The sequence below is a fragment of the Celeribacter litoreus genome, assembly GCF_020165855.1.
In the GTDB taxonomy this organism is placed as follows: domain Bacteria; phylum Pseudomonadota; class Alphaproteobacteria; order Rhodobacterales; family Rhodobacteraceae; genus Celeribacter; species Celeribacter litoreus.
The window spans coordinates 45,841-71,686 of the sequence record NZ_JAIUFY010000012.1; the positions used below are offsets into that span (position 1 = coordinate 45,841).

Sequence of the window (25,846 nt, forward strand, 5' to 3'; positions counted from 1 at the left end):
ACACAGCGCCATGGCCCTCCCAAATTCAGGCGAGAGGTGGACAGCGCCTGCCTTGACCCGCTACAACTAAATCGTTGCCCGTCCGACCTCACCTTGCCGGATTGTGGCCCTCATCCGCAGGTTTCTCCCATGCTGAGATTGTTTCCCATCGCCCTTTGCCTAGTCATGAGCGCAGGTAGTGCGTCCGCCTCTGTGACAGATGACGTTGTGGCTTCCCTTGTGAATGACGGGTTCAAGCAGGTCACGATCAGGCGGACCTTGCTGGGCCGCGTGCATATCGTCGCGGTTTCCGAAGATGAAACGCGCGAAATCGTTCTCGACCCCCGCAACGGATCCATCCTGCGGGACTACTCCGAACCAAGCCTGCCGATAGTCCGATCCTCTGCAGAACCGAAACCGAGCGCCGTCTCTATCGACAACACACCGGAGGCTGCCGAGGATGGAGATGATGGTGGGTCGAAGGATGAAACAGAGCAATCGACGGCGGGAGCATCCGGATCGACGTCGAGCGGAGAGACGGGCACCTCCCCTGAGGCACCGGAAGACGATGGCGGCGCCAGCTCGGACCCGAACGCTTCTCAGTCGGACAAAGGGAAGAACTCTGAAAAGGGCAATAACGGGAATAATGGCAAAGGGCGCGGAAATTCTGATAAACGATCGGGTAAATCCGGTCGATAGGATGAGGTTATGCGCCGCATATCGCTTGCAATTCTTTTTCTCGTTCAGGCGGGCTCGGCGATTTTTTTCGTATCAGGGATCATTCTTTCCGTGCTTGGGGTCTATGTGCCGCCGATCAACTGGGAATTCCGTGAAATCATGGAGATCGCGGCTGCTTTCAGCCTCGTCTTGGGGATGATTTTCGGCGCTCAGGCGCTTTTGCAGGCACAGCGCGAAGCCGGAGATGCGCACGACCGTCTCAAGAGGATATCAAGCGAGTTCTCTGATCTTCTTGTTGAGCGTTTTGAGGCATGGGGGCTCACAGCCGCTGAGCGGGATGTGGCGATCCTGACGATCAAGGGGCTAAGCGTTGCCGAAATCGCTGCGGCGCGCGGTGTTTCGAGTGGTACGGTGAAGGCGCAGAGCAACGCGATTTATCGGAAGGCTTCGGTAAGCGGACGCGGCGGTTTGCTGAGCCTGTTTCTCGACGATCTTATGGATGAAGAGGTGATGCAGCGGCTCCGCAGTGCGGAAGGCACTATCATCGAGCCGCCAACTGAAGATGCTCCTCACCAGAGATCTGCCTAACTCTTGAATTTATCGCGGAGTTTCTCGAGCGGGCTTCGCGTGTCTTCCGCTTTGGCCGCAACAGTTTTCTGCTGATCTGCCGTGGATTGAGCCGCAGGCTTTTTGTTTCCCGTTGAACTGCGTGGCGGCGCCGTCCGAAGAGCAACCGCGTTCGAGAACTTCGCAGGCTCTCCGTCCGCCAAAGCCGGCGCACCGTCAGAGCATCCTCGGATCACATCGTCGAGCCAGTTCTCATCCGCTTTCGCAAAGTCGGACAGGACGTAACCCGCGACACGGTCCTTATGACCTGGGTGCCCGATTCCGAGGCGCACACGATCATAGTTCTGCCCGATGTGCTGATGGATGGACCGCAACCCGTTGTGCCCCGCATGACCGCCACCTGTCTTGGTCCGGACTTTCCCGGGCGCGAGGTCGAGTTCGTCGTGAAAGACGGTGATGTCTTCGGGCTCCAGTTTGAAAAAGCGCATGGCCTCACCAACCGACTGACCGGAGAGGTTCATGAAGGTCTCGGGCTTGAGCAGGATAACCTTCTCACGACCGAGGCGCCCCTCAGTCACCTGCGCCTGAAATTTCGAACGCCACGGGGCGAAACCGTGATCGGATGCGATCCGGTCCAGAACCATAAAGCCAATATTGTGGCGGTTTCCCGCATATTTAGACCCGGGGTTTCCGAGGCCGACGAACAAGCGCATGGACGGTCTCCTTTTGTGAGAGACCTAGCGCGTCACAACGCCATTTGCGAGTCCTGCGACATGCGGAATGAGTTGAAACTGGAAATGTGGTCGGTGTTGATGCAGTCGACGCCCCAATCGCGGACGCGGGCGAAGACGGTTGGGTCATTTCGCTCGGTGAAGACTTGGGTTTTTAGGCCCGCCGCCTGCGCCGCGCGGACGTTTTCGAGTGTGAAATCGTTCTTTGCGCCCTCACCATCAAAGAATTCGACGATGCTCGCCCCGAAGAGGTCAATCGCGGCCTTCGCGTTCGCGGTGCGACGCCAGTGTATCATTTGGCGCACTTCCGGTGCGTAACGGCGCATGTCGAGATGCATTTGTTCTGAGAAGGAGCAGGTGTAGCAGGCGCGCGCGACATCGAGGTCACGGACCATTTTGCCGACCGCCGCGCAATCCGCCCATTTGATCTCGACATAGAACTCGGCGCGGCCTTTGTAGCGTTGGAAAAAGCTGTCGAGGCGCGGAACGCGCAGACCCGCAAAACGCGGATCGAACCAGCCGCCCGCGTCGAGCGCGTCGATTTCTTTAGAGGTCATCTCTGCGATTGGGCCCGACCCGTTGGTCGTTCGATCGACGGTTTCGTCGTGCAGCACGTAAAGCACGCCGTCCAGCGATTGGCGGACGTCAAATTCAAGGATCTCTCCGCCCTGAACCAAAGCGGCGTCAAAGGCCGCAAATGTGTTTTCGGGAGCGGAAAAGCGGGCGCCGCGATGGCAGGAAATCTTTGTCATGCTGACAGCTTAACCGAGTGCTGTGACAGTAGAGTAACGGCCGATCCTTTCGCGCCGGCAATTGGCTCCGGCCCAAAGAAAAACGCGGGCCCCGAAGGACCCGCGTTTCAAATTTGTACGACAGCGCGATGCTGCGGCGAGGATTATTCCTCTGCTGCTGCTTCTTCTGCTTCGTCTTCGTCAGAACCGCCGCCGAGGCCAGCCGGAGCTGCGATGTTCGCGATCACGAAGTCACGCTCGATGACCGGCTTCACGCCGTTCGGCAGTTTCACGTCGGAGATGTGGTACACATCGCCGATTTTGCCGCCAGAGATGTCGAGGGTGATGTGGTCCGGAATGTCGGACGCGGTCACGATCAGCTCAACGTCGGAACGAACGTGGGTCACAACACCACCGCGCTTTACGCCCGGAGCAGCTTCTTCACCAACGATCTCAACAGGAATGAAGAGGTTGATGCGGGAGTTGCGGTGCAGACGCATGAAGTCGACGTGGGTCGGAAGGTCTTTTACAACGTCACGCTGAACGCCGCGGCAGATCACGCGGACGTCGTCCTGGCCTTCAACTTTGAGGTTGAAGAGCGTGGACAGGAAGCGGCCAGCTTTCAGCTGCTTCAGCAGTTCGTTGAATTTGATGTTGATCGGGAGCGGTTCTTTGTCATCACCGTACACGATCCCCGGAACGTAGCCCTCACGACGAGCTTTGCGAGCGGCGCCCTTGCCTGTCCCCGCGCGTTCCAAGGCAATAAGATCAGGAATCTCACCAGCCATTGTATATTCTCCAAGGTTAAGGCGGGACTCCTCCAAGGCTGTAGTCCCGCGTGAATTCCGCGCGTATAGGCGAGAATCCTTTAAAAGGGAAGCGATTTGTTCCCTTCAAAGTCCATGGGCGCGTATTACACCCAGCGCCCTTCGAAATCTTCAGGCACGAGCACGATGTCGCGGTCCACGTCTTCGATATTCTTACGACCGCACAGCGCCATCGAAACGTCGAGTTCCTTGTGGATCACTTCAAGCGCCTTTGTCACGCCTGCTTCGCCCATGGCGCCAAGGCCGTGGACGAACGCGCGGCCAATAAAGGTGCCGGTTGCGCCGAGGGCCTTCGCCTTGAGCACGTCCTGACCGCTGCGAATGCCGCTGTCGAGGTGGATTTCCACCTGATCGCCGACTGCGTCGACGATCTTCGGCAGCATCTTGATCGAGGAGAGCGCCCCGTCGAGTTGTCGCCCGCCGTGGTTCGAGACGACGATGGCGTCACAACCAACCTTCGCAGCCATGATCGCATCCTCGGGCTCCATAACGCCTTTGAGGATGAGCGGCCCGCCCCACATCTCTTTGATCGCTTCGATCTTGGCCCAGTCGAGGCGCGGGTCGAATTGCTGCGCGGTCCAGGTGAAGAGGCTCGACGGATCGTCCACGCCCTTCGCGTGCCCGATGATATTGCCGAACCCGCGACGCTTTGTTTGGAGCATCTCAAGGCCCCAGGTCCATTTCGTCGCGAGGTCCGCGATCACGGCGGGGGTGAGTTTCGGCGGCGCGGAGAGACCGTTTTTAAGGTCTTTGTGACGCTGGCCGAGAATTTGCAGGTCGAGCGTGAGCACGAGGGCGGAGCAACCGGCATCCTTCGCGCGCTGGATCACGTTCTTCAGGAACTCTTGGTCGCGCATGACGTAGAGCTGGAACCAGAACGGCTTGGATGTGTTTTCGGCTACATCCTCGATCGAGCAGATCGACATGGTCGAGAGTGTGAAGGGCACCCCAAATTTCTCTGCAGCTTTCGCCGCTTTGATCTCGCCATCGGCGCGTTGCATCCCCGTCAGGCCGACAGGGGCAAGAGCGACGGGCATGGCCACGTCCTGACCGATCATCTTCGTCGCGGTCGAGCGGCCTTCCATATCCACAGCAACACGTTGGCGTAGGCGGATTTTGTCGAAGTCGGTGGTGTTCTCGCGAAAGGTCTGCTCCGTCCACGATCCGCTCTCGCAGTAATCGTAGAACATCTTCGGGGTGCGTTTTTTGTGAAGCTTCTTGAGGTCGTCAATATTGGTGATGACAGGCATGTCGAGCACCTTTCGGTCAAATTGGTTCTATTCACATACCAATTCGCACATATTGCCCCAGAGACCAAGACCGAACTCGGTTTGCTATGGTGCAGCAATCCAAAAAGAGACAGTCTGCGCGCATATAGATTGAGGTTCGGCATGGATATTATCTGGATAGGCATTATGGCGTCGATGGGGGCCGGTTTGATGACCGGTGTCGGGGCGATTCCGGTCCTGTTCGGTAAGACCATGACGAAACGCACGAACGACATGCTCTTGGGGTTTGCCGCGGGCGTTATGATCTCCGCGTCTTACTTTTCGCTGATCTTGCCCGGCCTTGATGCCGCCGATGAGCTCTATGGGAAAGTTGTGATCTCCGCCGCAATTGCAGGGGCGGGGATTGCGCTCGGGGCAGGCATCGTCGCGCTCTTGAATAACACTTTGCCGCACGAGCACTTTATCACCGGCCCTGACGGGGCGGACCCAGGGGCGCTCGCCAAAATATGGCTCTTCATCATTGCAATCACGATCCACAACTTCCCCGAAGGGATGGCCGTCGGTATCGGTTTCGGCGGGGGCGATGTCACGAACGGCATGTCGCTCGCGACGGGGATCGGGCTTCAAAACGCGCCAGAGGGTCTCGCGGTCGCGGTGGCCTTGCGCGGGCAAGGCTATAATCGTTGGAAATCCTTCGGCCTCGCGCTCCTGACAGGGTTGGTGGAGCCGGTCGGTGGCGCGCTTGGCGTCGGGTTGATCCATGTTTCCGTGCATGTTCTGCCGTGGGGGCTGAGTTTTGCCGCGGGCGCGATGCTTTACATCATCAGCCATGAGATCATTCCGGAGACCCATCGCAATGGCTATCAGAATTACGCCACGACGGGGCTATTGGCTGGGTTGATCCTGATGATGTTCCTGGACGTGACGCTCGGCTAGACTGGCGTTGAAAGGCGGTGCGCCATGAGATTCGACAAACTCGCGGAACGGCAGATCCTCAAAGCACAGAGCGAGGGGCAACTCGACGATCTCAACGGGGCAGGCAAGCCCTTGAACGCGGAAGCGTCCTGCGATGCGGCTCAGAGTGCGGGTTTTCGGATCATGGCCGAGGCGGGCGTCTTGCCGCGCGAATTCGAACTCAAACGTGAAGCTGCAGACTTGAGGGCGAAACTAGCGGAGACCACCGACGAAGCGGTCCACAAGGCCTTTATGGCCAAACTCGCTGAGGTAGAAATGCGACGCGCGATTGAGGAGGAAGCGCGGCGGAAGTTCATGCGCCCCTAAAACGAAAAGGCCCGCTGCAAGAGCGGGCCTTCGTCATTCTTTGGTCTGGATTTACTCGTTCCAGGCTTTGTCTTCGCCGCCGAGACCGCCGATCTGCATACGGGTCGGCAGGCCGATCTGGTCGAGCAGGGTGAAGAACGGTTTCGGGTCGAGTTCCTCAACGTTTTTCATCGTCTTCGCATCCCACTCACCGGTCGCGACGAGCATGGCGGCGGCCACAGGCGGAACGCCGGCGGTGTAGGAAATGCCCTGTGAACCGACCTCGTTATAGGCGTCTTTGTGATCCGCCACGTTGTAGACGAAGACCTCGAAAGGCTCGCCATCTTTCGTGCCTTTCACAAGATCACCGATGCAGGTCTTGCCTGTGTAATCGGGGGCGAGGGAGGACGGATCGGGCAGCACAGCTTTCACGACTTTGAGCGGCACAACCTCTTGGCCCTCGGCGGTCATCACTGGTTGCTCGGACAGAAGGCCGAGGTTTTGCAGCACGGTGAAGACGTTGATGTAGTGATCGCCAAAGCCCATCCAGAACCGCACATCCGCCTGCGGATAGTTGGTCGCGAGGGAGTGAACCTCGTCATGGCCGGACTGGTAGGCGCGGCAGGTGCCGACGACGGGGAGATCCCAATCGTGGCCGGTCTCGAACATCTTCTTCTCTTTCCACTGGCCGTCTTCCCAATAGTAGACGACACCCGTGAATTCGCGGAAGTTAATCTCCGGATCGAAGTTCGTGGCAAAGTATTTGCCGTGGGAGCCCGCGTTGATGTCCACGATGTCGATGGATTTCACTTCGTCCATCATGTCGATGGCGAAACGGGCGAATGCGTTCACTACGCCCGGATCAAAGCCGGCACCGAGGATCGCGGTCACGCCCTTCTCCGCACAGAGATCGCGCTTTTTCCATTCGTAGTTGCCATACCACGGCGGGGTTTCGCAGATCTTGGTCGGGTCTTCGTGGATCGCGGTGTCGATATAGGCGGCGCCGGTTTCGATACAGCCGTCGAGGACGGTCATGTTCACAAAGGCGGAGCCGACGTTGATCACAATCTCTGCACCCGTCTTGCGGATGAGGTCGGCAACGGCCGCGCTGTCCATTGCGTCGACCTGATGGGCCTCAAGCACGCCCTCTTGTTTCATCGCGCCCTTTTCGCGGACCGACTCAAGGATCGCTTCGCATTTGGAGAGCGTCCGGCTCGCGATATGGATATCGCCGAGCACATCGTTGTTTTGAGCGCATTTGTGCGCCACGACCTGAGCGACGCCGCCAGCGCCAATGATGAGAACGTTCCGTTTCAACGGTAGAGACCCCCTGTCGTTGTTTGAAGGTAAAGTGTCGGGTGCGACGCTTAGCCGAGCGCCGCGGCAAAATCCTCGTAGCCGAAGTCACGGGCCACACGGACCGTGCCATCGAGTTCCCTGATTGCAATCGCGGGCATTTTCACCCCGTTGAACCAGTTCTTTTTGACCATCGTGTAGCCTGCGGCGTCGTCAATGGTCACACGGTCGCCGATTTCCAGCGGTTTGTCGAATCGCGCCTCGCCAAAGATATCGCCCGCGAGACAAGTTTTGCCCGCGATCTGATAGGCATGATCCCCGCTCTGCGGCAGTTTCGCCGTCTCGCGGTAGATCAACAGATCGAGCATGTGCGCCTCAATGGAGCTATCGACGATGGCGATTTTTTTTCCGTTGTCGATCACGTCGAGCACCGAAACCTCTAGCGTGGTCGAGCGCGTGATCGAGGCCTCGCCGGGTTCGAGATAGACCTGAACACCGAGGTTGTCGGAGAAAGACTTAAGCCGATCGGCGAGTTTGTCGAGCGGATAGCCGTCGCCCGTGAAATGGATGCCGCCGCCGAGGCTCACCCAATCGAGGCGTTTCAGGAAATCGCCGAAGTCACGCTCAATCCGGCTCAACTGTTCCGAGAACAGATCGAAATCGGAGTTCTCGCAGTTGTAGTGGATCATCACGCCGTTGATGCGGTTTTCGGCCTGCTCCAGACGCGCCATGTCCCATTCGCCGAGACGCGAAAACGGACGCGCCGGATCAGCGAGGTCAAAGCCCGAGGTCGAAAAGCGCGGGTTCAGGCGCAGGCCCGTTGCAATGCCAGCGGCCTTGTCGCCAAAGCGGTCGAGTTGGCCGAGCGAGTTGAAGATGATCTTGTCCGCATAGGACACAGCCTCGTCGATCTCGTTATCCGCCCAACCGACGGAATAGGCATGCGTTTCCTTGCCGAACTTCTCATAGCCGAGGCGAAGCTCGTAGAGCGACGAGGAGGTCGTGCCATCCATGTAATCGCGCATGAAATCGAACACGGGCCATGTCGAAAAGCACTTGAGTGCAAGCAATGCTTTTGCGCCGGAGGCTTCGCGAAGCCACGCGATTTTTTCCATGTTCGGAAGCAGGCGCGCCTTGTCGATCAGGTAGTAAGGCGTCTGGATCATCTCATTCCCCCTCAAGGTCAAAAGGAACGGCAAGTGGGCTGCACTTAGGGCGATTCAAACCATGGGGCAAGAAAAACATGCGCCTGTCAGAGAGGATTTCTGCGACGAAAACGTGATGGCGCGTAAGGGGTGCGCGGCTTGACTTCGTTCTGTGGTGCGTGCCCGATGCGCGCGGTTTTGTTGTGAGTTGGATAGCTGATTTGGAAATAGAATTCGTCCGTTTGACCGAGGTGCCTGCGGGAGACATCCTGAGCCACATGAGCGACCCGCGCGTGGCGGAGCACATGCCGCTTTTGACCGAAGCCTGGACCGAAGACACCGTTGCGGCGTTCGTTGCCGCGAAGGAAGCCTGCTGGGCGCGCGACGGGCTCGGACACTGGGCGTTTGTCGTGGATGGCGCCTATGTCGGCTGGGGCGGGTTTCAGAAGGAGGGCGAAGAGTGGGACTTCGGTCTGGTCCTGCGGCCGGACCGCTTCGGCCTCGGCCTCCGGATCGCGAAAAAGGCGCTCGCCTTCGCCCGCACAGACCCGCGCATCCCCTATGTCACCTTCCTCCTCCCCCCGTCCCGCCGCCACCTCGGCGCGCTACGCCGCATGGGGGCGGAGCAGGTGGGCGAGATGATGTATGAGGGCAATCGGTTTTTGAAGTTTCGGTTGGGGACGGAGTGAGGGGTGTTAGGCGAAGGCCTGTTTTGAGCCCACACCTGCTTTTGTCGAGTGCCCACCAATGATGCCAACACAGCCAGCATCAACAGAATTTCAAAGGATGATATAAATTGGCGGATACCTGATTGGAGTAGTGATTTTCACACTAATTTTCTCTTCTAGGATAAAAAAGAAAGAAGAAGATCAAGCCAATTTGTAATTTCATCGATCAAAAACTTGCTCCCGACCCTTTTCCCTAACTCTTTCAAATATTTGAGAGCGAGATTCGCCAAGTCGGCTAAGGCCATTTTGTCTGGCGCAGATTGTGTCAATATCGCATCGATTGCTCCGAGATAGCCACCAATGTCTCTCTTTTGCTCTGGGGTTAGCTCATTGTCTTGTTCGATCTTTGTCTTGTTCGATCTTTGCTCTAAGATGAGTGAGGTATGTCACATATGGTATCTGAAAGTCTGAAATCCCCAGCTTGTACTCAAATGATGGACCGCCCATAAAAACACTGGGAGGGCGCACAATTCCATCAATTGGGGCCTCTCCATTGCGGAGTGCTGCAAGCGGCTTACGCGTCCTGTAGGGCAGCCCCTCTCCATCGTAAGCGACTACATCAACTTGAAAATAATCATCTTTAAGACTGTAGGTCTGCCAAAGTTCTTCAAAAGAGCGAGCAAGAATTTTGAAGCCTGCCGTAGCGCATGTATCCTTGAAGAGTTCCTCTAGGTCTCCATCCTGTCCCGGAAACTTTCCAACACGTAAATATATTAAGTGGGAACCATTGCTTAGCTTGGTCTTCGGCGTATTCGAAATGTGCAAATTATAAGGAAACAATTCTGGATGTGTTTCCTTCAATTCATTCATATTACTGGTCTCAAAGTCGAGGGCAGTTTCAACAAAGTAGTCAATATAATCCATTTCAGCAGACCTTTCTCTAAACTGTGCCCACAGTCCGTATCGATACAGGAAAACTCGACGGTTTGGCCACGCTTCCATCGCGCGCACTTTTGCAGAGCGTTAGGAAATTAGTCGCATTGTGTCAAAGGCATAACTCTCTGACGTCCTCTCGCTCACGCCCGGTGCGCACCGTCCGCCAGAGATTTCACATAGGCGGCGATCTCTTCGACCGATTTGCCGTTGGCCACTTCATTGACGATGGCGGAGCCGACCACGGTGCCATCGGCGACGGCTGCGATCTCTTCGGCTTTCTCGGGGGTGCGGACGCCGAAGCCGACGATGACGGGTAGGTCGGTCTTGGCTTTGATCCGTGCCACTTCCGGGGCCACGTCCGCGCCGGAGGCGGCGGCTGCGCCGGTGATGCCGGTGATGGAGACATAGTAGACAAAGCCGGAGGTGTTTTCCAAAACCTTCGGCAGGCGTTTGTCATCGGTCGTGGGGGTCGCGAGGCGGATGAAGTTCAGGCCCGCTTTCTGCGCCGGAATGCAAAGCTCTTCGTCTTCTTCCGGCGGCAGGTCCACGATGATCAGGCCGTCGATGCCGGCCTCGACCGCATCCACGAGGAATTTGTCGACGCCGCGCGAATAGATCGGGTTGTAGTAGCCCATGAGCACAATCGGCGTGGTGTCGTCGGTCTCGCGGAAGGCTTTGGCGAGGTCGAGGGTCTTTTGCAGGGTCATCCCCTGATCGAGCGCTCGCTGGCCGGCGAGCTGGATCGTCGGGCCGTCCGCCATCGGATCGGTGAAGGGCAGGCCCAGTTCGATGATGTCCACACCGGCGGCGGGCATTGCCTTGACGATCTCCAGCGATTTCGCCTCATCCGGATCTCCGGCCATGACATAGGCGACGAAGGCCTTTTTGCCTGCGGCTTTCAATTCGGCGAATTTGGCGTCGATACGGGTCATCAGGTGCACTCCTCGGGAACTACCCTTTGGGAAGTGCCTTAAAACCCGCGCGTGTGCAAGTGCTCAGGCTCTATCCATGCTCTGCGGGCGCAACCATCACGATCCAACTCGTCCCATAGGTGTCGACGCACATCCCGAACCCGGGGGAAAAGAACGTCGCCCCGTATTCTTGCGTTGGGGTGCCGCCGTCCACCAGAGCGCCATAAATCCGGCGTCCGTCGGCGACATTTTTCGCTTCCAGACTCACAGACACGGACGCCTGCGGGCGGCTGTCCATATGGGGCGGATAGTCTGAGGCCATCAGATCGCCATAGGGGGACATGAGGGCGCTATGCATGATGGTTTTGGAGGCTTTGAACCCCTCCGGCGCGTCGGGCATGTCCTCGTAGCGCATGAGATCAAGCGTCCCGCCGAGAATGCTCTGGTAAAAGTGCATGGCCTCTTCGCAGTGGCCTTCGAAATGCAGGTAAGTGGTGATCATGGCAGCCTCCTCTCGCCGTTCACCCCTAAAAGGGTAGCCCAGAGCGCTGATTCCCACAAAGCGCGGGCTTGCGCGAGACCCCTTTGGGCCTTAGACAGCCTTGGAATTTCGGACAAAGGAGGCCGCTATGGGCTTCAAGATGGGTATCGTCGGTCTGCCGAACGTCGGCAAGTCGACGCTCTTTAACGCATTGACCAAAACGGCTGCTGCACAGGCGGCCAACTTTCCGTTCTGCACCATCGAGCCCAACGTGGGCGACGTGGCGGTTCCGGATCCGCGGCTTGATAAGCTCGCGGAGATTGCTGGCTCCAAACAGATCATCCCGACGCGTATGTCGTTCGTGGATATTGCAGGCCTCGTGAAAGGCGCGTCGAAAGGCGAAGGCCTCGGTAACCAGTTCCTTGCGAACATCCGCGAGTGTGACGCGATCGCCCACGTCGTGCGCTGTTTCGAAGACGGGGACGTGACCCACGTCGAGGGCCGCGTTGATCCGGTGGACGATGCGCAAGTGATTGAGATGGAGCTCATGCTCGCTGATCTCGAGTCGATCTCCAAGCGCCGCACCAACCTCGTCCGCAAGCTCAAGGGCAACGACAAGGAAGCGAAACTCCAAGACGATCTGCTTGCCCGTGCGCAAGCCGCTCTCGAAGCCGACAAGCCGGCCCGAACCGTTGAGGTGACGGAAGAAGAGCGCAAGCAGTGGAACATGCTCCAGCTTCTGACGCAGAAGCCGATCCTTTACGTTTGCAACGTCGAGGAAGAGAACGCTGCGACTGGCAACAGCTATTCTGACGCGGTTGCGAAGATGGCCGAAGAGCAGGGTGCTGGCACAGTGGTGATCTCCGCCAAGATCGAGGAAGAGATTTCCCAGCTCGATGGGGATGAGGCCGAGATGTTCCTTGAAGAACTCGGTCTGCATGAGGCCGGTCTCGACCGTCTGATCCGTGCGGGCTACGAATTGCTGCACCTCGAGACCTATTTCACCGTTGGCCCGAAAGAGGCCCGCGCCTGGACGATCCGCAAAGGCACTGCTGCACCGCAGGCCGCCGGTGTGATCCACGGTGATTTCGAGCGTGGCTTCATCCGCGCAGAAACCATCGCCTACGACGACTACATCGCCTGCAACGGCGAAGGCGGCGCGAAGGAAGCGGGCAAGATGCGCGCAGAGGGCAAAAGCTACATCGTGCAGGATGGCGATGTGATGCACTTCCTCTTCAACACCTGAGTTGAACAGAGCCAAGATTTTGAAAAGCCGCCCCAAAGAGGGCGGCTTTTTTCATAGGAATTTGCGCAGCGCCTTGAGAAGCCGGAGTTTCATCCCCTTGAACGGTGGCTCGATGAGCGCCGTTCCGGCCCATTTGGATTGGTAGATGATCGGTTCCAGATGCGAGAAGCGGTCAAACCCCGCTTTCCCGTGATAGGCCCCGATGCCGGAAGCGCCGACGCCTCCGAATGGCACGCTGTCGAGCCCGGCCTGTAGCAACGTATCATTGACGCAGATGCCGCCGGCGAGGCTTCCTTTCACCGCAGTTTCTATCTCGCCCTTGTCCTCCCCGAAAATATACATCGCCAAGGGGTGCTCTCCCATGGCGATGAACTCCAAGGCGCCTTCTAGGCTGTCATAGGGGATGACGGGAAGGGTCGGGCCGAAGATCTCTTCTTCCATGAGTTTCAGATCGGCAGGCGGGTCGAGGACCAGAGACGGAGCGACTTTGTGACCAACTTGCACGCTCTCCAAAGTGAAAGTCTTGCACCCGCGGGACTTTGCTTCCTCTAGCATCGCCATCTGGCGCGTTTTGTGCGCCGTAGAAATCATCGATGTGTAATCCGCGCTGGGCGCGCCTTCGGGATAGAGCTTCGCAAAGCCGCCCATCAAAGCATCGGACAGCATCTCCATTTTGCGCCGTTGCACCAACACGTAATCCGGCGCGACACAGGTTTGGCCCGCGTTCACGCTCTTTCCCCATGCGATCCGGCGTCCCGCGCGTTCGAGATCGGCGGACGGGAGGATCAGGGCAGGGGACTTGCCGCCGAGTTCGAGGGTGACGGGCGTCAGGTTCTTGGCTGCGGCTTCATAGACCTTTCGCCCGACCGACGTGGAGCCGGTAAAAAGCAAATGATCGAATGGCAGGCCGGAAAAGGCGGAGGCGATGTCGGGGCCGCCAGTAAAGACGCGCACTTCGTCCTCATCGAATGCGCCGTGTAGCATGTTTGCGAGCACGTCAGATACGCGGGGCGAGAGTTCTGAGGGTTTGATCATCGCGCGATTGCCCGCAGCAAGCGCACCAATCAAAGGCGAAAGCGCGAGGAGGATGGGATAGTTCCAAGGCGAGATGATCCCAACCACCCCAAGTGGTTTCGGACGCAGTTCCGCGCGCGCCGGGCGAACGGGAAGCGGTAGCGGTTGCCGACGCGTGGCCATCCAGCGTTTGAGATTACGCTGTGTGCTTTTGAGGTGGAAGAGGGTGACGTCAATCTCGACGAGGCGCGTCTCGATTGCGCTCCGATGCGAGAAGTCCTCATTGGCAGCTTTGGTGAGTGCGTCCTCATGCTCAAGAAGAGCAGCCTGCAATCGGCGGAGCCGATCAAGCCGTGTTTCGAGAGAAACGATCCGTTCCGCCCGATGCGCTGCCTTCATTGCCTCAAGACGGGCTTCCATGTTTTCGGGCATATTTGCCTCCATTTTTGCCTATTGAGGCAGAAAAGGAGACGCGGAGAAAGTCTCAGCGAACAAAAATCCGCATGAACGTGGCGCGAATACCGTTCTCGGATGGCTCGAACAAGCACCCGATCACAAAAGCCAAGGGCCGAATCTCTGTCATTGGTAGGTCCTCAATGCAGTCTCGATGACGCGGGTGTTCTAGAAACGAAACATCAAGGGCATGTGACAGTGCTGCGGCTTCTTGGTGACATGAAAGGCAGGGCGCCGCGCCGGGATGAGGATCCGGCAGGGCGATCATTTCCGCGATTTGCTGGGCGCTTCGTGATCTCTTCCCATGACGGCTTCCGGATGGGCGACATCACCCACGAGATTGCACGACAGTAGGAACTCGGATGTGAGCAACGCGCCAGTCGCAGGAACCAGCGCGTTCAGAATCTCTTCCTGGCGCTCTTTGTCTTTGATCTGAATGTTTTCTGCGTCGTCCCGCGAGATGATCTCGAAGTGGACCTCTGAACCGGTCGGAAATTGAGCGAGTCGGGGCAGGTCAGCCGTGATGACCGTCGCGATTTTCGGATAGCCGCCTGTGGTCTGTGCGTCCGCCATCAGGATCATCGGTTGGCCGGATGCAGCCACCTGAATTGCTCCCGGTACGATCCCGTCCGATACAATGTCATGTCCGCGCACCGCAGCGAGTGCTGGTCCATCTAGAACCGTCCCCATGCGATCCCGTTGAGAGGTGACGCGGAAGGGCGCGTTTTCGAGCAATGCGATCACGTCTGGCGCGAAGTAGTCATCCTGTGGACCGAGGACGAGACGGATCGGTCTATCAGCTGCGATTGGGGTGAGACGCGTGGCAGGTGTCCGTGGCCGGAGGCAAATGGGTTTTTCTTTCTCGGCCCCCAGCGGGAGCACATCCCCCGCGCGCAGTGCACGGCCTTCCAGCCCGCCCAAGCCAAAGCGAAGATGCGTGGCCCGTGATCCAAGCACCTCGGGAACCTCTATTCCGCCCGAAATTGCTATGTATCCCCAAATGGCGTTCCCGAGGGCTCCAATTTTGATGATCTCACCGGCCTCAACTTTGTGGCTCTGGCCCACGGGGACAACACGGTCATCAATGCGGATTTCGCAGTCTCCACCGGTCACAGCAAAGCACAAATCACGACCGGCGCGAAACTGTCCGCCAACAGCGGCGAACTCAAGCGCAGCCGCGGTTGGCGGATTGCTGCAAAGAGCGTTCGCAAGGTCCATCGAGGGGCGATCCATCGCGCCAGCTGCGGGCACGCCTAAATGTTTTAGGCCTCGCCTTCCGTGGTCTTGCACAGTGAGCACCGGGCCAGCACTTAGAATTTCCAAGGTCACTGCGCGCCCTCCGGCTGCGGTGATAATTCTCCTGCGCCGATCGCGGCGGCAATTTCATTTCCGCGCTCTGCGCTAACGGGCACAAACCGCAGGCGATCACCGGCAGCAAATAGCACTGGATTCGCACTCGCGGGATCAAAAGTCCGCCACGGCGTCCACCCGACATAGCGCCATCCGGATGGGCCCGCGACGGAATTGATGCTCCCTTGTTGCCCACCGATCCCCACGGCGCCCGCAGGGATCAGGTGTCTCGGTTTCGGAAGGCGCGGCGTGTGAAGCGCTTCGGGGAGGCCGCCGAGATAGGCAAATCCCGGTGCGAAGCCGATCATATAGACGCGGTATTCCGCGCTCGAATGCAACTCGACCAAAGCGTCCGGTGTCATCTCTTTTTCTGCTGCGAGCGCCTCAAGATCCATTCCTACTTTGCCGCCATAAACGACGGGCACACGCCAATGTCGTGAGACATCCTCCTGTGCGCCGAGTGTCGTGATACGCTCTGACAGCAGACCTTCGAGCAGAGCGCCGCGCACTTGCGTCGGATCGTACGTGACGAGCAGCGAGCGGTAGGTCGGCACAGTTTCGAGCACCCCGTCGATCGGGCGATCCAAAAGGTTTTGCGCCAATGCAATGACCCGACGGTTTGCAACAGGATCAATCATTTCACCGAACTGCACGCAGAGAGCAGAATCGCCCAAGGTCAGAAAGAGGGGGCTGCTCGCGGTTCCGTCAACGGTTGGCTGCTCGCAAGCATTCATTCAGAAACCTCATTGGCGTTGCGTGTCTTTTCTGTATACCCATGCAATCAAGCAATTAGCACAGCTAATTTGGCATCAAAGATCAACAATATGCCTGAATGCGGGGAGGGAGCCAATGACGATCACCTTGGATCTGAATTGTGACATGGGGGAGAGCTTCGGTGCCTACACGGTCGGCGATGATGCCGCGATGCTCGACTTGGTGACGTCTGCCAATGTGGCTTGCGGGTTTCATGCCGGTGATCCGGTGGTGATGCGTCGCACAATTCAACTCGCGAAGGAGGCGGGCGTCGCAATAGGTGCGCACCCGTCCTTCATGGATCTCTATGGTTTCGGGCGCAGACGTATTTCCGGAGAGCGCCCCGAGGATCTCGAAGCCCAGCTCATTTACCAGATTGCTGCGATCCAGGGTATGGCCGCTGTGGAAGGGCATCCGATCACGCATGTAAAAACTCACGGCGCGCTTGCGAACATGGCGGCCGCAGACGCTGACCTCGCGGTGGTATGTGCGCGTGCAGTTGCTGCGGTTGATCCATCGTTGATCTATGTCTCTTTGCCTTACTCAGAGTCTTACACCGCCGCCGAAAAACTCGGGCTGAAGGTCGCTTGTGAAATTTACGCCGATCGCAGCTATACAGATGCTGGCCAGCTCACGCCCCGCAATCAGCCGGGCGCAGTGATCCACGAGATCGCTCAAAGCACGGATCAAGTGCTCGAGATGGTCGTCAACAAGCGAATCCCGACGACGGGAGGGCAGTTTCTTCCCGTTGATCCTGCGACACTCTGTATTCATGGTGATACTATGGGTGCCCCGCAAATTGCGGCCTCTCTGCGGGATGCTCTGGAGCAGAATGGTGTCACCATTGCTCCATTTGCATCGCGGCCGTAATCCCGCATCGGTTTTGTATAAATCCTCATCGCGAGCGGAAGTCGCATTCGCACCGGCGCCCCACTGAATAGCTTAGGCCGCGCTTTGCTGAAGTCCAGGGCGGCCCTTGTCCAGCGTCAGTGACTGAAGCAGGGTGCTCCAATCCAGCCCGATATCTTGTTGTTTAGGGCTCGCGGGAACACACCGCGCCTTCCCGTAAATCTGGTTTTCCAGAGCGAGTGCCCAGACCTCCGGATCGTGGCCTTTCACAAATGCCGCCCCAGCTCCGCTTTCGTGCAAGCCGTCAACATCTGCATACAACAAGGGGCGCCGCGCCGCGCGTGCTTCAAGGGCCACGAGACCGAAGCTCTCCCACCGCGATGGCATCACCACGAGATCGACCGCGGCCATCGCTTCGACGGGATCACTGACGTAACCGAAAAACCTGATACGCGTGTCACCGTGCGCGAGAGCCTTGAGAGCGGTCTCTTCCGACCCGGAGCCATAGACGTGAAGACGCAGGTCAGGATCGGGCAGAGTTCGAAAGGCTTTGATCAGAACATCGAACCCTTTCTGCCGATCAAGTCGGCCGATGGCGCCGAGCACACGAACAGGCCCTTCAGGCGCAGGCAGATCGAAGAACGGATCAAGTGAAACGCGTGATCGGATCACTGTGAGCCTCGTGGATCGCACCAAACCCCGCCGGCGCAGCCAGTCCGCCTGAGCCGAGCTTACCGCGATCACGCGGTCGAATAGCGCATAGGCTGTGCGGAGGAGGGTGAAAAAGCGCGCTTTGAAGGGGACGTTGTGGGCCGTGAAGCCCTCAGTGTAGCTGTGTTCGACATGATAGAGTTGCACACCACTATGGCGGGCGCGAAATGCGATGAGACGCGGCAGGCTACGCCAGTTGATTGTGAGATGCGAGATCACCACATCGGCGTCGCACTGCGGCAGAGCTTCGCCGCGCCCGACGATACGGACCATCTGCTGCGCCATTTGTGTGAGCTCGGGAGAGTTGGTCATGAGATCAATGACGCGCATCAGCCCACCAGGGGTGGTGTCGTCGACAAGGTGAATAATTCGAAGCTTGGCAGTCATGGAATGCTCCTGTGATTAAAATGTTTTTAGGGATCAGCTGCCTGCGCGTGGACGCAGATAGGACAAGAGTTGCATCGGGTCGCGGCCCAGATGTTCGACGGTTACGGCCGCAGCCACCGTTGTCAGTGTCCGGAGGGGCTCCTCAAACAACGGTGTTTTCGACAGGCGAAGCGCGCGCCGCAGATAGTCCATCGCCGCCGCTCCATCGCCGCCCGTAACAGCCCGGCGTGCAAGGTAGCGAAGCTGATAGGCACGGGCGGCGTTTTCATGGCGCGCGAAAAAGTCTGGCGCAGTCGGACGGAGTTTGCTCACCATGCGCTCCCACGCCGCCAGTTGCGCATCCGTGCGCGCCGACAGGCCGCCAGCGCTCAGCCTGTATTCCGTCAAAAGGCCCGGCACGCCTTCGAGGCTCCAGTCGGTCGTGAGGCAAAGGCGCAACCAGCACTCGATGTCTTCGGATTGGCGAAAGGTTTCGTCGAACACCCAATCGCGTTCGGTTTCGCCGTGCGGACGATAAGCCAGCGCCTCAAGTGCGGCACGCCGGAAGACAGGCGCAGAGCCATTGCCAATCGGATTGCGTTTGAACACATGGCTTGCCGTGACCCCATAGAGTTTGGGACGCTGTGCGTGGCCGATGCGCTGACCGGCATAATTGATTAATGCAGACCCCGTGTAGCTCAAACCGACATGCGGCGCGACAGCGAGGTGCCCCACGTGCGCGGCGAGCTTTTCAGGCATCCAGAGATCGTCGGCATCGCACAGGCCGACAACCACACCAGACGCTGCAGCAATCCCAGAATTGCGCGCCCCAGCGAGCCCGCGATTTCCCTGTTCCACGAGACGAATGCGGTGATCCAGCTTCGCAGCCTCAGCCGCGACGCGTGCAGTATCATCCGTCGATCCGTCATTCACGACGATGATTTCAAAATCACGAAAGGTCTGGGACCGGAGAGATAGGAGTGTCTGAGGGAGCGTCTCAACCGAGTTGAACGCAGGCACAATGATTGAAGCATAAGGCATGATAACGCTCCTTTAACGAGAGAACAGAAAACGGCGCTGGCCGCAGGACAAAAACGGATAAATCAGGCTGCCCAAGGCAGTGGTGGCGCCTCGACGCAATGGCACGCAAAAGGCCGTTGCCTTCGTGCGCAGCCCCTCACGCACGAAGGCCTGCACGCGGCTCGGTTCCACACCAAGCCGCATGGCACGGCGCGTGAGATAGCGCAGATACTGCGCTTCCGCTGTTTCAGTCGTCTCCACGCCGTAACAGGCGGCGGCCTGAAGAACCTCGTTGCGGCTCTCGCGCATGGCATCCAGATCGGCCGAAAGACCCGAAGGGCTGAGACGATAGCGCACATGGTCGAGATCAAGCCCCCGCAGCACAGCGCGATTGCCAAGAAGCTGGACCAGAAATTCGAGATCCTCATTATGCTTCATATCCTCACGGAACCCGCCGAGACGGCAGAACAAACCGCGTTTCAGCGACAGATTTGATAGCGTACAAACGGGGTTCTCTCCCAAGAGCATCTGCAGAGAGATGTGCCCTTCGTCGACGGACGAGACGCTTGTCGGCCGCGAAGGATCAGTCGCAAAGAACCCGACGCGTCCGAAAATGGCATCGACAGACCCGACGTCGAGGGCTTCCGCGACATCCGCGAGCTTTCGCGGTGTCCAGAGATCGTCCGCATCACAGAAACTTACGATCTCCCCCCGAGCGAGGGTGAGCGCACCATGATTGCGCGCTGCACTCGGTCCTTTTCGCGGATTGCGGTGAACTCGCAGGCGAGGGTCTCGGGCGGCCAGGCTCTGCGCGATGTCGAAACTACCATCGGTCGAGCCGTCATCGACGAGGATGATTTCCCAATCGGTAAAGCTTTGTGCTTGGACCGAGCGAATGGTGTCGGTCAGGGTGTGAGCCGCGTTGAAAACAGGAATAACGACAGAGATCAGAGGCATTGTGCGGGCTCCGTTTTGAATGTTTGTGGAAAAGCGTGCTTCAGCGCCGGAGTGGAGAGCGCGAGCATGGTGAGCGTCGCCGTGGCGAGATATCCCCAAGCGAGGGCCGAGAGGCCGTATGGCGCGCAGATCAGCGTGCTGGCCAACAGTGCGAAGGTCACGACCAGCGTCCCACGCAATTCGCGCAGCGTGGCCTGTGTGGCGCGCATCCAACCGGCGGTCGCGGTCCAGAGCATGGAGGGGATGGCAACGAGGCAGAGGATGGCGACAGGTTCCGCGAGTGCATTATGCTGGGGACCAAGCAAAAGCGGAACATACCAAGGCGCCAACAGAGATTGCAGGATCACAACGGGCGTGATCAGCCCGAGCGAAAGTCGCATCCCCTGCCCCAAGGCCCCGCCACGATCCTCGCTCGCACAAAGGTGCGGGAACAGGACAGCCGCGAAAGCGGTCGAAAAAGAACTTGCGAGGCTCAGGCCCGCATTGAACGCCATGAAATAGGCCCCCAACAGCTCCGGTCCGAGCAAGGCGCCAACGAGAAGTTTGTCGGCATGAAGCCGCATTGTGCGGATCACTTCGGTGCCGAGAACCGGCCCGCCATAGCGCAGGAACGAGGCAATAGGTGCGCGCGCTGCTGCGGCACGGCGACGCCACGGCGCGAGGCGGCGCATCATCACGAGCCAGATCGGCGCGGTGAGCAGGCGCGGCAGGACGAGCGCGAGCGGCGTGGGCCAGAGGACCGCCAAAACCATCGACAGAACATTGGCAGAGACAGATTGCGTCCCCGCAATCGCGGCGGTCCGGCTGAGTTTCCCCTGACGAAGCGCGAGGCCGCACTGCACCAAGCCACCGGGCATAAAGAGATATTCGGCCCCGAGGATTAGGATCATCAGCGCCAGAAACGTCTTGCCGAACCCCAGCCAAAGTGCAGCTGCGAGCACGGCTTGGAGGGCGAAAAGCCCGCCGCACCAGAGCCAATTCAGTTGATGTGCCCGATGACAGACGGCATCAAGGTCATCGTCGGAAGCGACGACAATGCGTTGCGTCACACCGTTTTCGGTCAGGGATTTCAGCAGATCCCCCGTCGCAAGCGCCGCCGCCGCAATGCCCACCTCCGCGAGATCGAGGCTCCGCGCGACGACCACAACCACGCCGAGACGCGACAGTTTCGTCGCCGCCTCTGACGCGCCATAGGCCATGAGATGGCCAAACAGGCGGGTGGATGTGTTGTTGAGTTTCGACACCGGACACGGGCTCCCTTTGAAGTTCTCTCAAACTTAAAGGGCTGGCGGAGAGCTTGTCGCGGACGCGAAGGGAGGACGCTGACCCTCCTTTCCGCCGTCCCCTATCCGTCGGGATAGCGGGGCCATCCGGCTGCGGATGCGACAGGGATTTGGCCTCAATGATAGGGTAGATGCGTCCCTCTAATTACTCAGGTGGAACTGCCCCGTGTCCCGTTCTTTTGTTTATTCCGCTAGTATTTGCGCAGCCCTTTTGGCCGGATGCAGCCCCGCTCCGACCCCGAGCAACATTGCCCCCGTCGAGGTTGGTCGCGGCTATCAGGCGCAATATCGCGACCCGCCGCGTAGGAGCGGCGATAAGACCTATCTCGTGTCGCCACGGATGAATATGGAGCGCTGTGTTGACAGTTTCGCGGATCTCTCTGAGCAGGGCAAAGGCAGCGCGATCCTGCCGCTGAATTTGAGCGGAGAGCGACTGTCCCGCGACGACCTGCTGGATGTCCGCGTGAGCGACGACGAAACCTTTGGCGGCGATTATGTGATCTCTCGCGACGGGTTTCTGAAACTCCCCTATCTGCCCCCCGTGCAGGCGCAGGGGCGTCGCACCGAGGATATAGAAAGAGACCTCGTCGACCTCCTGCGCTCCGGTGGCTTTTACGACTCCGCCCCCCTCATTTCCGTCCGCCTGCGCGATATGGCGAGCGTCAATGTCGCCGTGTCCGGCGCGGTGTTCGAACCGCATGCCGTCGAAGTGGGCCGTCGCGGTGGTTCTGACCTAGATCCGGCGCGACAACGCGCGATGGGGGCCTCGACCGAGGCGCGTAACCTCTCCACAGCTTTGCGAGCGGCAGGTGGCGTGCGCCCCGACGCCGATCTGACGCGGATCGAACTCCACCGTGCAGGTATGCGGTATGTGCTCGATCTGAGCGGAGTATTCGAGGGGCGTCATGCCGTCGATATTGTCCTGCTCGCGGGTGACGAGATCATTGTGCCCTCGCGCCAGTGTTTTCAGGACGACCTGATGCGTCCGAGCCCGATCAGCCCGCCGGGCATCGCGCTCTTTTTGTCGAACCTGACCCAACCGGCGACGGGCAACGCGCCGTCCGCCATCGGGCGGGAGGTGCGCGAGGTGCCTTATGGCACGCGGTTCATGCAAGCGGTCGTCAATACGAACTGCGTCGGTGGCGCCCGCGCCAGCAGCGCCAATCGTTCTGCCGTATTGTTCACACGCGACCCCGTGACCGGTGTTTCCACCGTGATCGAGCGTCAGATTGAGGACCAACTCCGCCGCGCCGACCGCGACGATTACGACCCCTATCTTCTGCCCGGCGACTCCATTGCCTGTTACGACAGCGGCGTTACCAACATTGCCGAGATCGGGCGTGTGTTTGGTGCTGTAGTCGGGGTTGTTCCCTGATCTGAGAGAACGCCCGCCGCAGTTTACGACGCGGCGGGTCTGTCGTTCCAGAGGGCCTTCACTTCGTCCAGAGCGAGGTGACAGCCCTCTGCCTCCCCCTCATCGGCGGCAATCTCCACCGAGACGAGCGCAGCGCGCAGCTTTTTGTGACCAAAGGCGGCGGCACTTCCGGCGAGACGATGCGCGATCTCTGCGACTTGCGGCAGCGGCATAGTGTCGACGTCTGACAGAAACTCTTCGACCTCAGCGATATAACGTGTCTCAAGGTCGGACAGCCCTCTCGGCTCGGCCGCTGGAAGGGTATCAGCAGAGACTGCGCCACTCCCATGCGTCGCGATCAACCGCACGAGAGAGGCGCTGTCGAGCGGCTTGGGCAAAAAGCCCGACATGCCGGACGCAAGGAACCGCTCCCGCGCCTCGGGCAAGACATTCGCGGAAACGGCAATGATCGGTGTGGCACGGTTTGGACCGTCGCCTTGGCGAATGAGCTTTGTGGCCTGTAGACCATCCATCACAGGCATCCTGATATCCATGAGGATGATATCGAACGGGCCGCGCGCGGCTTCGGCCACGGCTTCGGCACCATTGCGGGCGGCGGTCACATGATGACCGAGGCTTTGGAGCATTTCCCGCGCGAGTTCGAAGTTGATGTCGTTGTCCTCCACGAGAAGGATGGTTTGCGGCGCGCTCGGCTCGGGCAAATCGCTTTGAGCCGCCGCATCCGGCGCGTCGGTCGGCTCGATCGGGATGCGTAGCCAGAAGGTGCTGCCTTCCCCTTGGACGCTCTCCAGCCCGATCTCGCCACCCAGCGCCTCGACAAACCGTCGCGCGATGCCGAGGCCGAGGCCGGTGCCACTGATGTCGGCGTCAGTGTCGTTGATTGTGTGGAAGTCTTCAAACACGAGGCTTTTCTGGTCTTCGGCGATCCCCATGCCGGTGTCGATGACGCGGACTTCCAGCAGGGTGTCCTCCGCTTCAGAAACCTCCGCCTCAATGAGTATCTGACCGTTGCGGGTGAACTTGATCGCATTGCCGACGAGGTTGAGTAGAACCTGCCGCACCCGCGCCCCGTCGAGACGCGCCCAACTCACCGACGGACCCGACCACTCCCACCGGATGCGATTGCCGCGCGCGGTGGCGGCGCTCGCCTGTGAGTCCACGATATCCTGTAGCAGTTGTCCGAGGTGGATCACCTCCTCCTGCGGCTGTATCCCTGTCGCCTCAAAGCGCGCCACATCGAGCACCGCATCGACATGGCGCATCAGAAGGTCGCCGGAAATCTCCATATTGCGCAGATAGTTCTGCTGTCGTGGGCCGAGATCGGTCTGCTTGATCAGGGACAGGTTGCCCAAAAGACCGTTCAGCGGCGTCCTGATTTCGTGGGTCATCATGGCGAGGAATTCGGCCTTCGCCTTTTCGCCTGCGAGTGCTTTGTCGCGGGCCTCGACGAGGGCGTTCTCGGAGGCCACCAGCCGCGAAATGTCGCGGAGGAACCCAACGATCACGTCACTACCTGCCACTTGACCTTTTTGCAGGGCAAGCTCGACGGGAAAGACCTCTCCATTCCGGCGCTTGGCCTCTAGGCGCACACGACCATGGCCCACGACCTTCATCTCGCCTCCGTCGCTAAAGCGCTTCATCCCCGCATTGTGGGCCTCACGGAAGTGGTCCGGAATGATGATGTCAGCGAGGTTCTCACCGATCACCGCGTCATGATCATATTGGAAGATACGTTCGGCCGCCTCGTTAAAAGTCAGAATGCGACCGGTCAGATCCGTTACGATCACTGCATCGAGCGAGGTTTCCAAAATGGTATTCAGCCGCGCATAGGCGTCGGCGAGCTGGCGACCCCTGTTTTCGGTCTGAAGGCTCGCGCGGTGCAGACGCCACATGGCCGCGATGAGGGCGAGAAACATCGCCACCGTCAACGCAGCGAGACGCAGGAGAGTATTGCCGACAGAAGTGCGGCTTGCTTCCGCCTGCTCTGCGAAATATTGCAGCCCTTCGGTGGCCGCGCGCCGGATCATCAGGCGCAGCCCGTCGCTGTCTTCGAGCAACGAGGGCAACGCGGCAGCGAGCTCAGTTCGCGGGCCGTCTATGATTGGGATGATCGTATCCAGATGCGCCTGAATTTCTGTGATCGGCTCCGAGAAGGTCGGCAGTTCACGCAACTCGGCAAAGAGCTTGCCATTCCCGAGTGTCCTCATGCGGCTATAGAACACGTCGAATTCAATCACGACACGGTTCAATTCGGCGGGGCCTGCGTCCGGTTGCATGGCGGCCACAATGGCCTCGCGATATTCGAGGAATTCGACCTCTGCCTGACTGAGCGTCCAATGTGTATTGTCGGAGTTCGCGGTGCGCAGCCATCGGAACTCCCGCACGACGTCGGAGACCAGCACCCCCAACAGCACAAGCGCCGCCAACGCCAAAACCGAGAGCGCAATGCGCCCCCGGTTCGATGTGCTACGGTTCGGAAAAAACGGGCTCATTCTACGACGGTCAACCGATCCAGCTGCCAAATGCTACGGGTGTAGATCAACTCTGTCTGATACTCCGGCCCGGAGGAATAGGGGTAGATGATCCAGAGCGGTCCTTTGTCCCGCCGCGACATCGGGGCTCCGTCCATGGAGTAGGCAATGATCGGCCCCTGCGGCGTCGCATCGCTGACGGGGATTTCAACCGTATAGTCATTGATCGCCTGCGCTTCGAGCATGCTGCCCTCAACCCCGATCTGATCGAGGAAGTCGCGCAAGGGAACGCCTGTGAAGACATGCGTGCTCGGGGTCCAGATGGTTTCCGTGGTGATTTCCATAGCGGGCATTGCCTGCAACATGGCGAGATCGAACTGGGCTGTATCCCCGATGTTGCTCGCCCCGATCTCACCCGACACTGTCAGGATGACCTCGCCTGTTGGTGCCTCCAACATATCGGCAGAGGCGGTGACAGGGCTCAGGGTGAGGGCGACGAGGGCGCAAACTGCGAGGCGGAAAATGCGAGGGGGGAACATGGTGTCTCTCCTGATGTACT

The 25,846-nt window shown here is 59.1% G+C and carries 26 protein-coding genes; 8 read left to right on the forward strand and 18 right to left on the reverse strand.

What is annotated here, in order from left to right; genetic code table 11:
* Positions 1-165 precede the first annotated feature (165 nt).
* Both LA304_RS11890 and LA304_RS11895 read left to right on the forward strand, forming a co-directional pair.
* Positions 166-678 (forward strand): hypothetical protein, encoded by a 513-nt coding sequence (locus LA304_RS11890; protein WP_224503375.1) that lies wholly within the window; start codon positions 166-168, stop codon positions 676-678.
* A gap of 9 nt (positions 679-687) precedes the next feature.
* Positions 688-1,245: a helix-turn-helix transcriptional regulator gene (locus tag LA304_RS11895; protein WP_224503376.1), complete on the forward strand. Its 558-nt coding sequence runs from the start codon at positions 688-690 to the stop codon at positions 1,243-1,245.
* Here the strand turns inward: LA304_RS11895 and pth are convergent.
* From pth to LA304_RS11915, 4 genes are all read right to left on the reverse strand, one after another.
* A complete protein-coding gene (gene pth, locus LA304_RS11900; protein ID WP_224503377.1) occupies positions 1,242-1,937 on the reverse strand; it encodes an aminoacyl-tRNA hydrolase in 696 nt (231 codons plus the stop codon). The genes LA304_RS11895 and pth overlap by 4 nt on opposite strands.
* 32 nt (positions 1,938-1,969) lie before the next feature.
* Entirely contained in the window at positions 1,970-2,707 is a 738-nt protein-coding gene (locus LA304_RS11905) for a glycerophosphodiester phosphodiesterase (protein WP_224503378.1), read from the reverse strand.
* Between the two features lie 143 nt (positions 2,708-2,850).
* Positions 2,851-3,474, reverse strand: coding sequence for a 50S ribosomal protein L25/general stress protein Ctc (locus LA304_RS11910; RefSeq protein WP_224503379.1), 624 nt, complete (start codon positions 3,472-3,474; stop codon positions 2,851-2,853).
* A 125-nt stretch (positions 3,475-3,599) separates the two neighbouring features.
* A complete protein-coding gene (locus tag LA304_RS11915; RefSeq protein WP_224503380.1) occupies positions 3,600-4,763 on the reverse strand; it encodes an alpha-hydroxy acid oxidase in 1,164 nt (387 codons plus the stop codon).
* 141 nt (positions 4,764-4,904) lie between these two features.
* Here LA304_RS11915 and LA304_RS11920 point away from each other — a divergent pair, with 141 nt between their 5' ends.
* Together LA304_RS11920 and LA304_RS11925 are read left to right on the forward strand one after the other, a co-directional pair.
* Positions 4,905-5,678 carry a ZIP family metal transporter gene (locus LA304_RS11920; protein ID WP_224503381.1) on the forward strand — a complete coding sequence of 258 codons (774 nt, stop codon included), beginning with the start codon at positions 4,905-4,907 and terminating at the stop codon, positions 5,676-5,678.
* Between the two features lie 24 nt (positions 5,679-5,702).
* Positions 5,703-6,023: a DnaJ family domain-containing protein gene (locus LA304_RS11925; protein ID WP_224503382.1), complete on the forward strand. Its 321-nt coding sequence runs from the start codon at positions 5,703-5,705 to the stop codon at positions 6,021-6,023.
* A 51-nt stretch (positions 6,024-6,074) separates the two neighbouring features.
* On the opposite strand, the gene LA304_RS11930 is transcribed toward LA304_RS11925, so the two are convergent.
* Complete coding sequence (locus LA304_RS11930; RefSeq protein ID WP_224503383.1) at positions 6,075-7,319, reverse strand: saccharopine dehydrogenase family protein; 1,245 nt, start codon at positions 7,317-7,319, stop codon at positions 6,075-6,077.
* Between the two features lie 50 nt (positions 7,320-7,369).
* Complete coding sequence (gene nspC / locus LA304_RS11935) at positions 7,370-8,464, reverse strand: carboxynorspermidine decarboxylase (protein WP_224503384.1); 1,095 nt, start codon at positions 8,462-8,464, stop codon at positions 7,370-7,372.
* 200 nt (positions 8,465-8,664) lie between these two features.
* Between nspC and LA304_RS11940 the strand changes: the two genes are divergently transcribed.
* A complete protein-coding gene (locus LA304_RS11940; RefSeq protein WP_263491404.1) occupies positions 8,665-9,132 on the forward strand; it encodes a GNAT family N-acetyltransferase in 468 nt (155 codons plus the stop codon).
* A gap of 366 nt (positions 9,133-9,498) precedes the next feature.
* Here LA304_RS11940 and LA304_RS11945 read toward each other — a convergent pair whose 3' ends face one another.
* From LA304_RS11945 to LA304_RS11955, 3 genes are all read right to left on the reverse strand, one after another.
* On the reverse strand, positions 9,499-10,035 hold the full coding sequence (locus LA304_RS11945; RefSeq protein WP_224503385.1) for a hypothetical protein: 537 nt from the start codon (positions 10,033-10,035) through the stop codon (positions 9,499-9,501).
* A gap of 152 nt (positions 10,036-10,187) precedes the next feature.
* Positions 10,188-10,979 (reverse strand): tryptophan synthase subunit alpha, encoded by a 792-nt coding sequence (gene trpA / locus LA304_RS11950; protein WP_224503386.1) that lies wholly within the window; start codon positions 10,977-10,979, stop codon positions 10,188-10,190.
* Between the two features lie 70 nt (positions 10,980-11,049).
* Positions 11,050-11,460: a VOC family protein gene (locus LA304_RS11955; RefSeq protein WP_224503387.1), complete on the reverse strand. Its 411-nt coding sequence runs from the start codon at positions 11,458-11,460 to the stop codon at positions 11,050-11,052.
* Positions 11,461-11,587: 127 nt separating this feature from the next.
* On the opposite strand from LA304_RS11955, the gene ychF reads away from it, so the two are divergent.
* On the forward strand, positions 11,588-12,685 hold the full coding sequence (ychF, locus tag LA304_RS11960; RefSeq protein WP_224503388.1) for a redox-regulated ATPase YchF: 1,098 nt from the start codon (positions 11,588-11,590) through the stop codon (positions 12,683-12,685).
* Between the two features lie 51 nt (positions 12,686-12,736).
* Here ychF and LA304_RS11965 read toward each other — a convergent pair whose 3' ends face one another.
* The 3 genes from LA304_RS11965 to pxpB all read right to left on the reverse strand — a co-directional run bounded on the left by LA304_RS11965 (position 12,737) and on the right by pxpB (position 16,236).
* Entirely contained in the window at positions 12,737-14,131 is a 1,395-nt protein-coding gene (locus LA304_RS11965; RefSeq protein ID WP_224503389.1) for a coniferyl aldehyde dehydrogenase, read from the reverse strand.
* Between the two features lie 285 nt (positions 14,132-14,416).
* Positions 14,417-15,481 (reverse strand): 5-oxoprolinase subunit C family protein, encoded by a 1,065-nt coding sequence (locus tag LA304_RS11970; protein ID WP_224503390.1) that lies wholly within the window; start codon positions 15,479-15,481, stop codon positions 14,417-14,419.
* Positions 15,478-16,236 (reverse strand): 5-oxoprolinase subunit PxpB, encoded by a 759-nt coding sequence (pxpB, locus tag LA304_RS11975; protein WP_224503391.1) that lies wholly within the window; start codon positions 16,234-16,236, stop codon positions 15,478-15,480. Before pxpB ends, LA304_RS11970 begins: the two co-directional genes overlap by 4 nt.
* A 115-nt stretch (positions 16,237-16,351) precedes the next feature.
* Between pxpB and LA304_RS11980 the strand changes: the two genes are divergently transcribed.
* A complete protein-coding gene (locus tag LA304_RS11980; RefSeq protein ID WP_224503392.1) occupies positions 16,352-17,125 on the forward strand; it encodes a LamB/YcsF family protein in 774 nt (257 codons plus the stop codon).
* A gap of 72 nt (positions 17,126-17,197) precedes the next feature.
* Here the strand turns inward: LA304_RS11980 and LA304_RS11985 are convergent, their stop codons facing one another.
* From LA304_RS11985 to LA304_RS12000, 4 genes are read right to left on the reverse strand one after another with little or no spacing between them, the layout of a single operon-like run.
* Positions 17,198-18,202 carry a glycosyltransferase gene (locus LA304_RS11985; protein WP_224503393.1) on the reverse strand — a complete coding sequence of 335 codons (1,005 nt, stop codon included), beginning with the start codon at positions 18,200-18,202 and terminating at the stop codon, positions 17,198-17,200.
* 33 nt (positions 18,203-18,235) lie between these two features.
* Entirely contained in the window at positions 18,236-19,222 is a 987-nt protein-coding gene (locus LA304_RS11990; RefSeq protein WP_224503394.1) for a glycosyltransferase family 2 protein, read from the reverse strand.
* Positions 19,223-19,234: 12 nt separating this feature from the next.
* Entirely contained in the window at positions 19,235-20,158 is a 924-nt protein-coding gene (locus tag LA304_RS11995; protein WP_224503395.1) for a glycosyltransferase family 2 protein, read from the reverse strand.
* Entirely contained in the window at positions 20,149-21,402 is a 1,254-nt protein-coding gene (locus LA304_RS12000) for an oligosaccharide flippase family protein (protein ID WP_224503396.1), read from the reverse strand. The genes LA304_RS11995 and LA304_RS12000 overlap by 10 nt, the downstream gene beginning before the upstream one ends.
* Positions 21,403-21,652: 250 nt before the next feature.
* On the opposite strand from LA304_RS12000, the gene LA304_RS12005 reads away from it, so the two are divergent.
* On the forward strand, positions 21,653-22,816 hold the full coding sequence (locus LA304_RS12005; protein ID WP_224503397.1) for a polysaccharide biosynthesis/export family protein: 1,164 nt from the start codon (positions 21,653-21,655) through the stop codon (positions 22,814-22,816).
* A gap of 23 nt (positions 22,817-22,839) precedes the next feature.
* Here the strand turns inward: LA304_RS12005 and LA304_RS12010 are convergent, their stop codons facing one another.
* Together LA304_RS12010 and LA304_RS12015 are read right to left on the reverse strand one after the other, a co-directional pair.
* On the reverse strand, positions 22,840-25,308 hold the full coding sequence (locus LA304_RS12010; RefSeq protein ID WP_224503398.1) for a hybrid sensor histidine kinase/response regulator: 2,469 nt from the start codon (positions 25,306-25,308) through the stop codon (positions 22,840-22,842).
* Positions 25,305-25,826, reverse strand: coding sequence for a molybdopterin-dependent oxidoreductase (locus tag LA304_RS12015; protein ID WP_224503399.1), 522 nt, complete (start codon positions 25,824-25,826; stop codon positions 25,305-25,307). The genes LA304_RS12010 and LA304_RS12015 overlap by 4 nt, the downstream gene beginning before the upstream one ends.
* Positions 25,827-25,846: the final 20 nt, after the last annotated feature.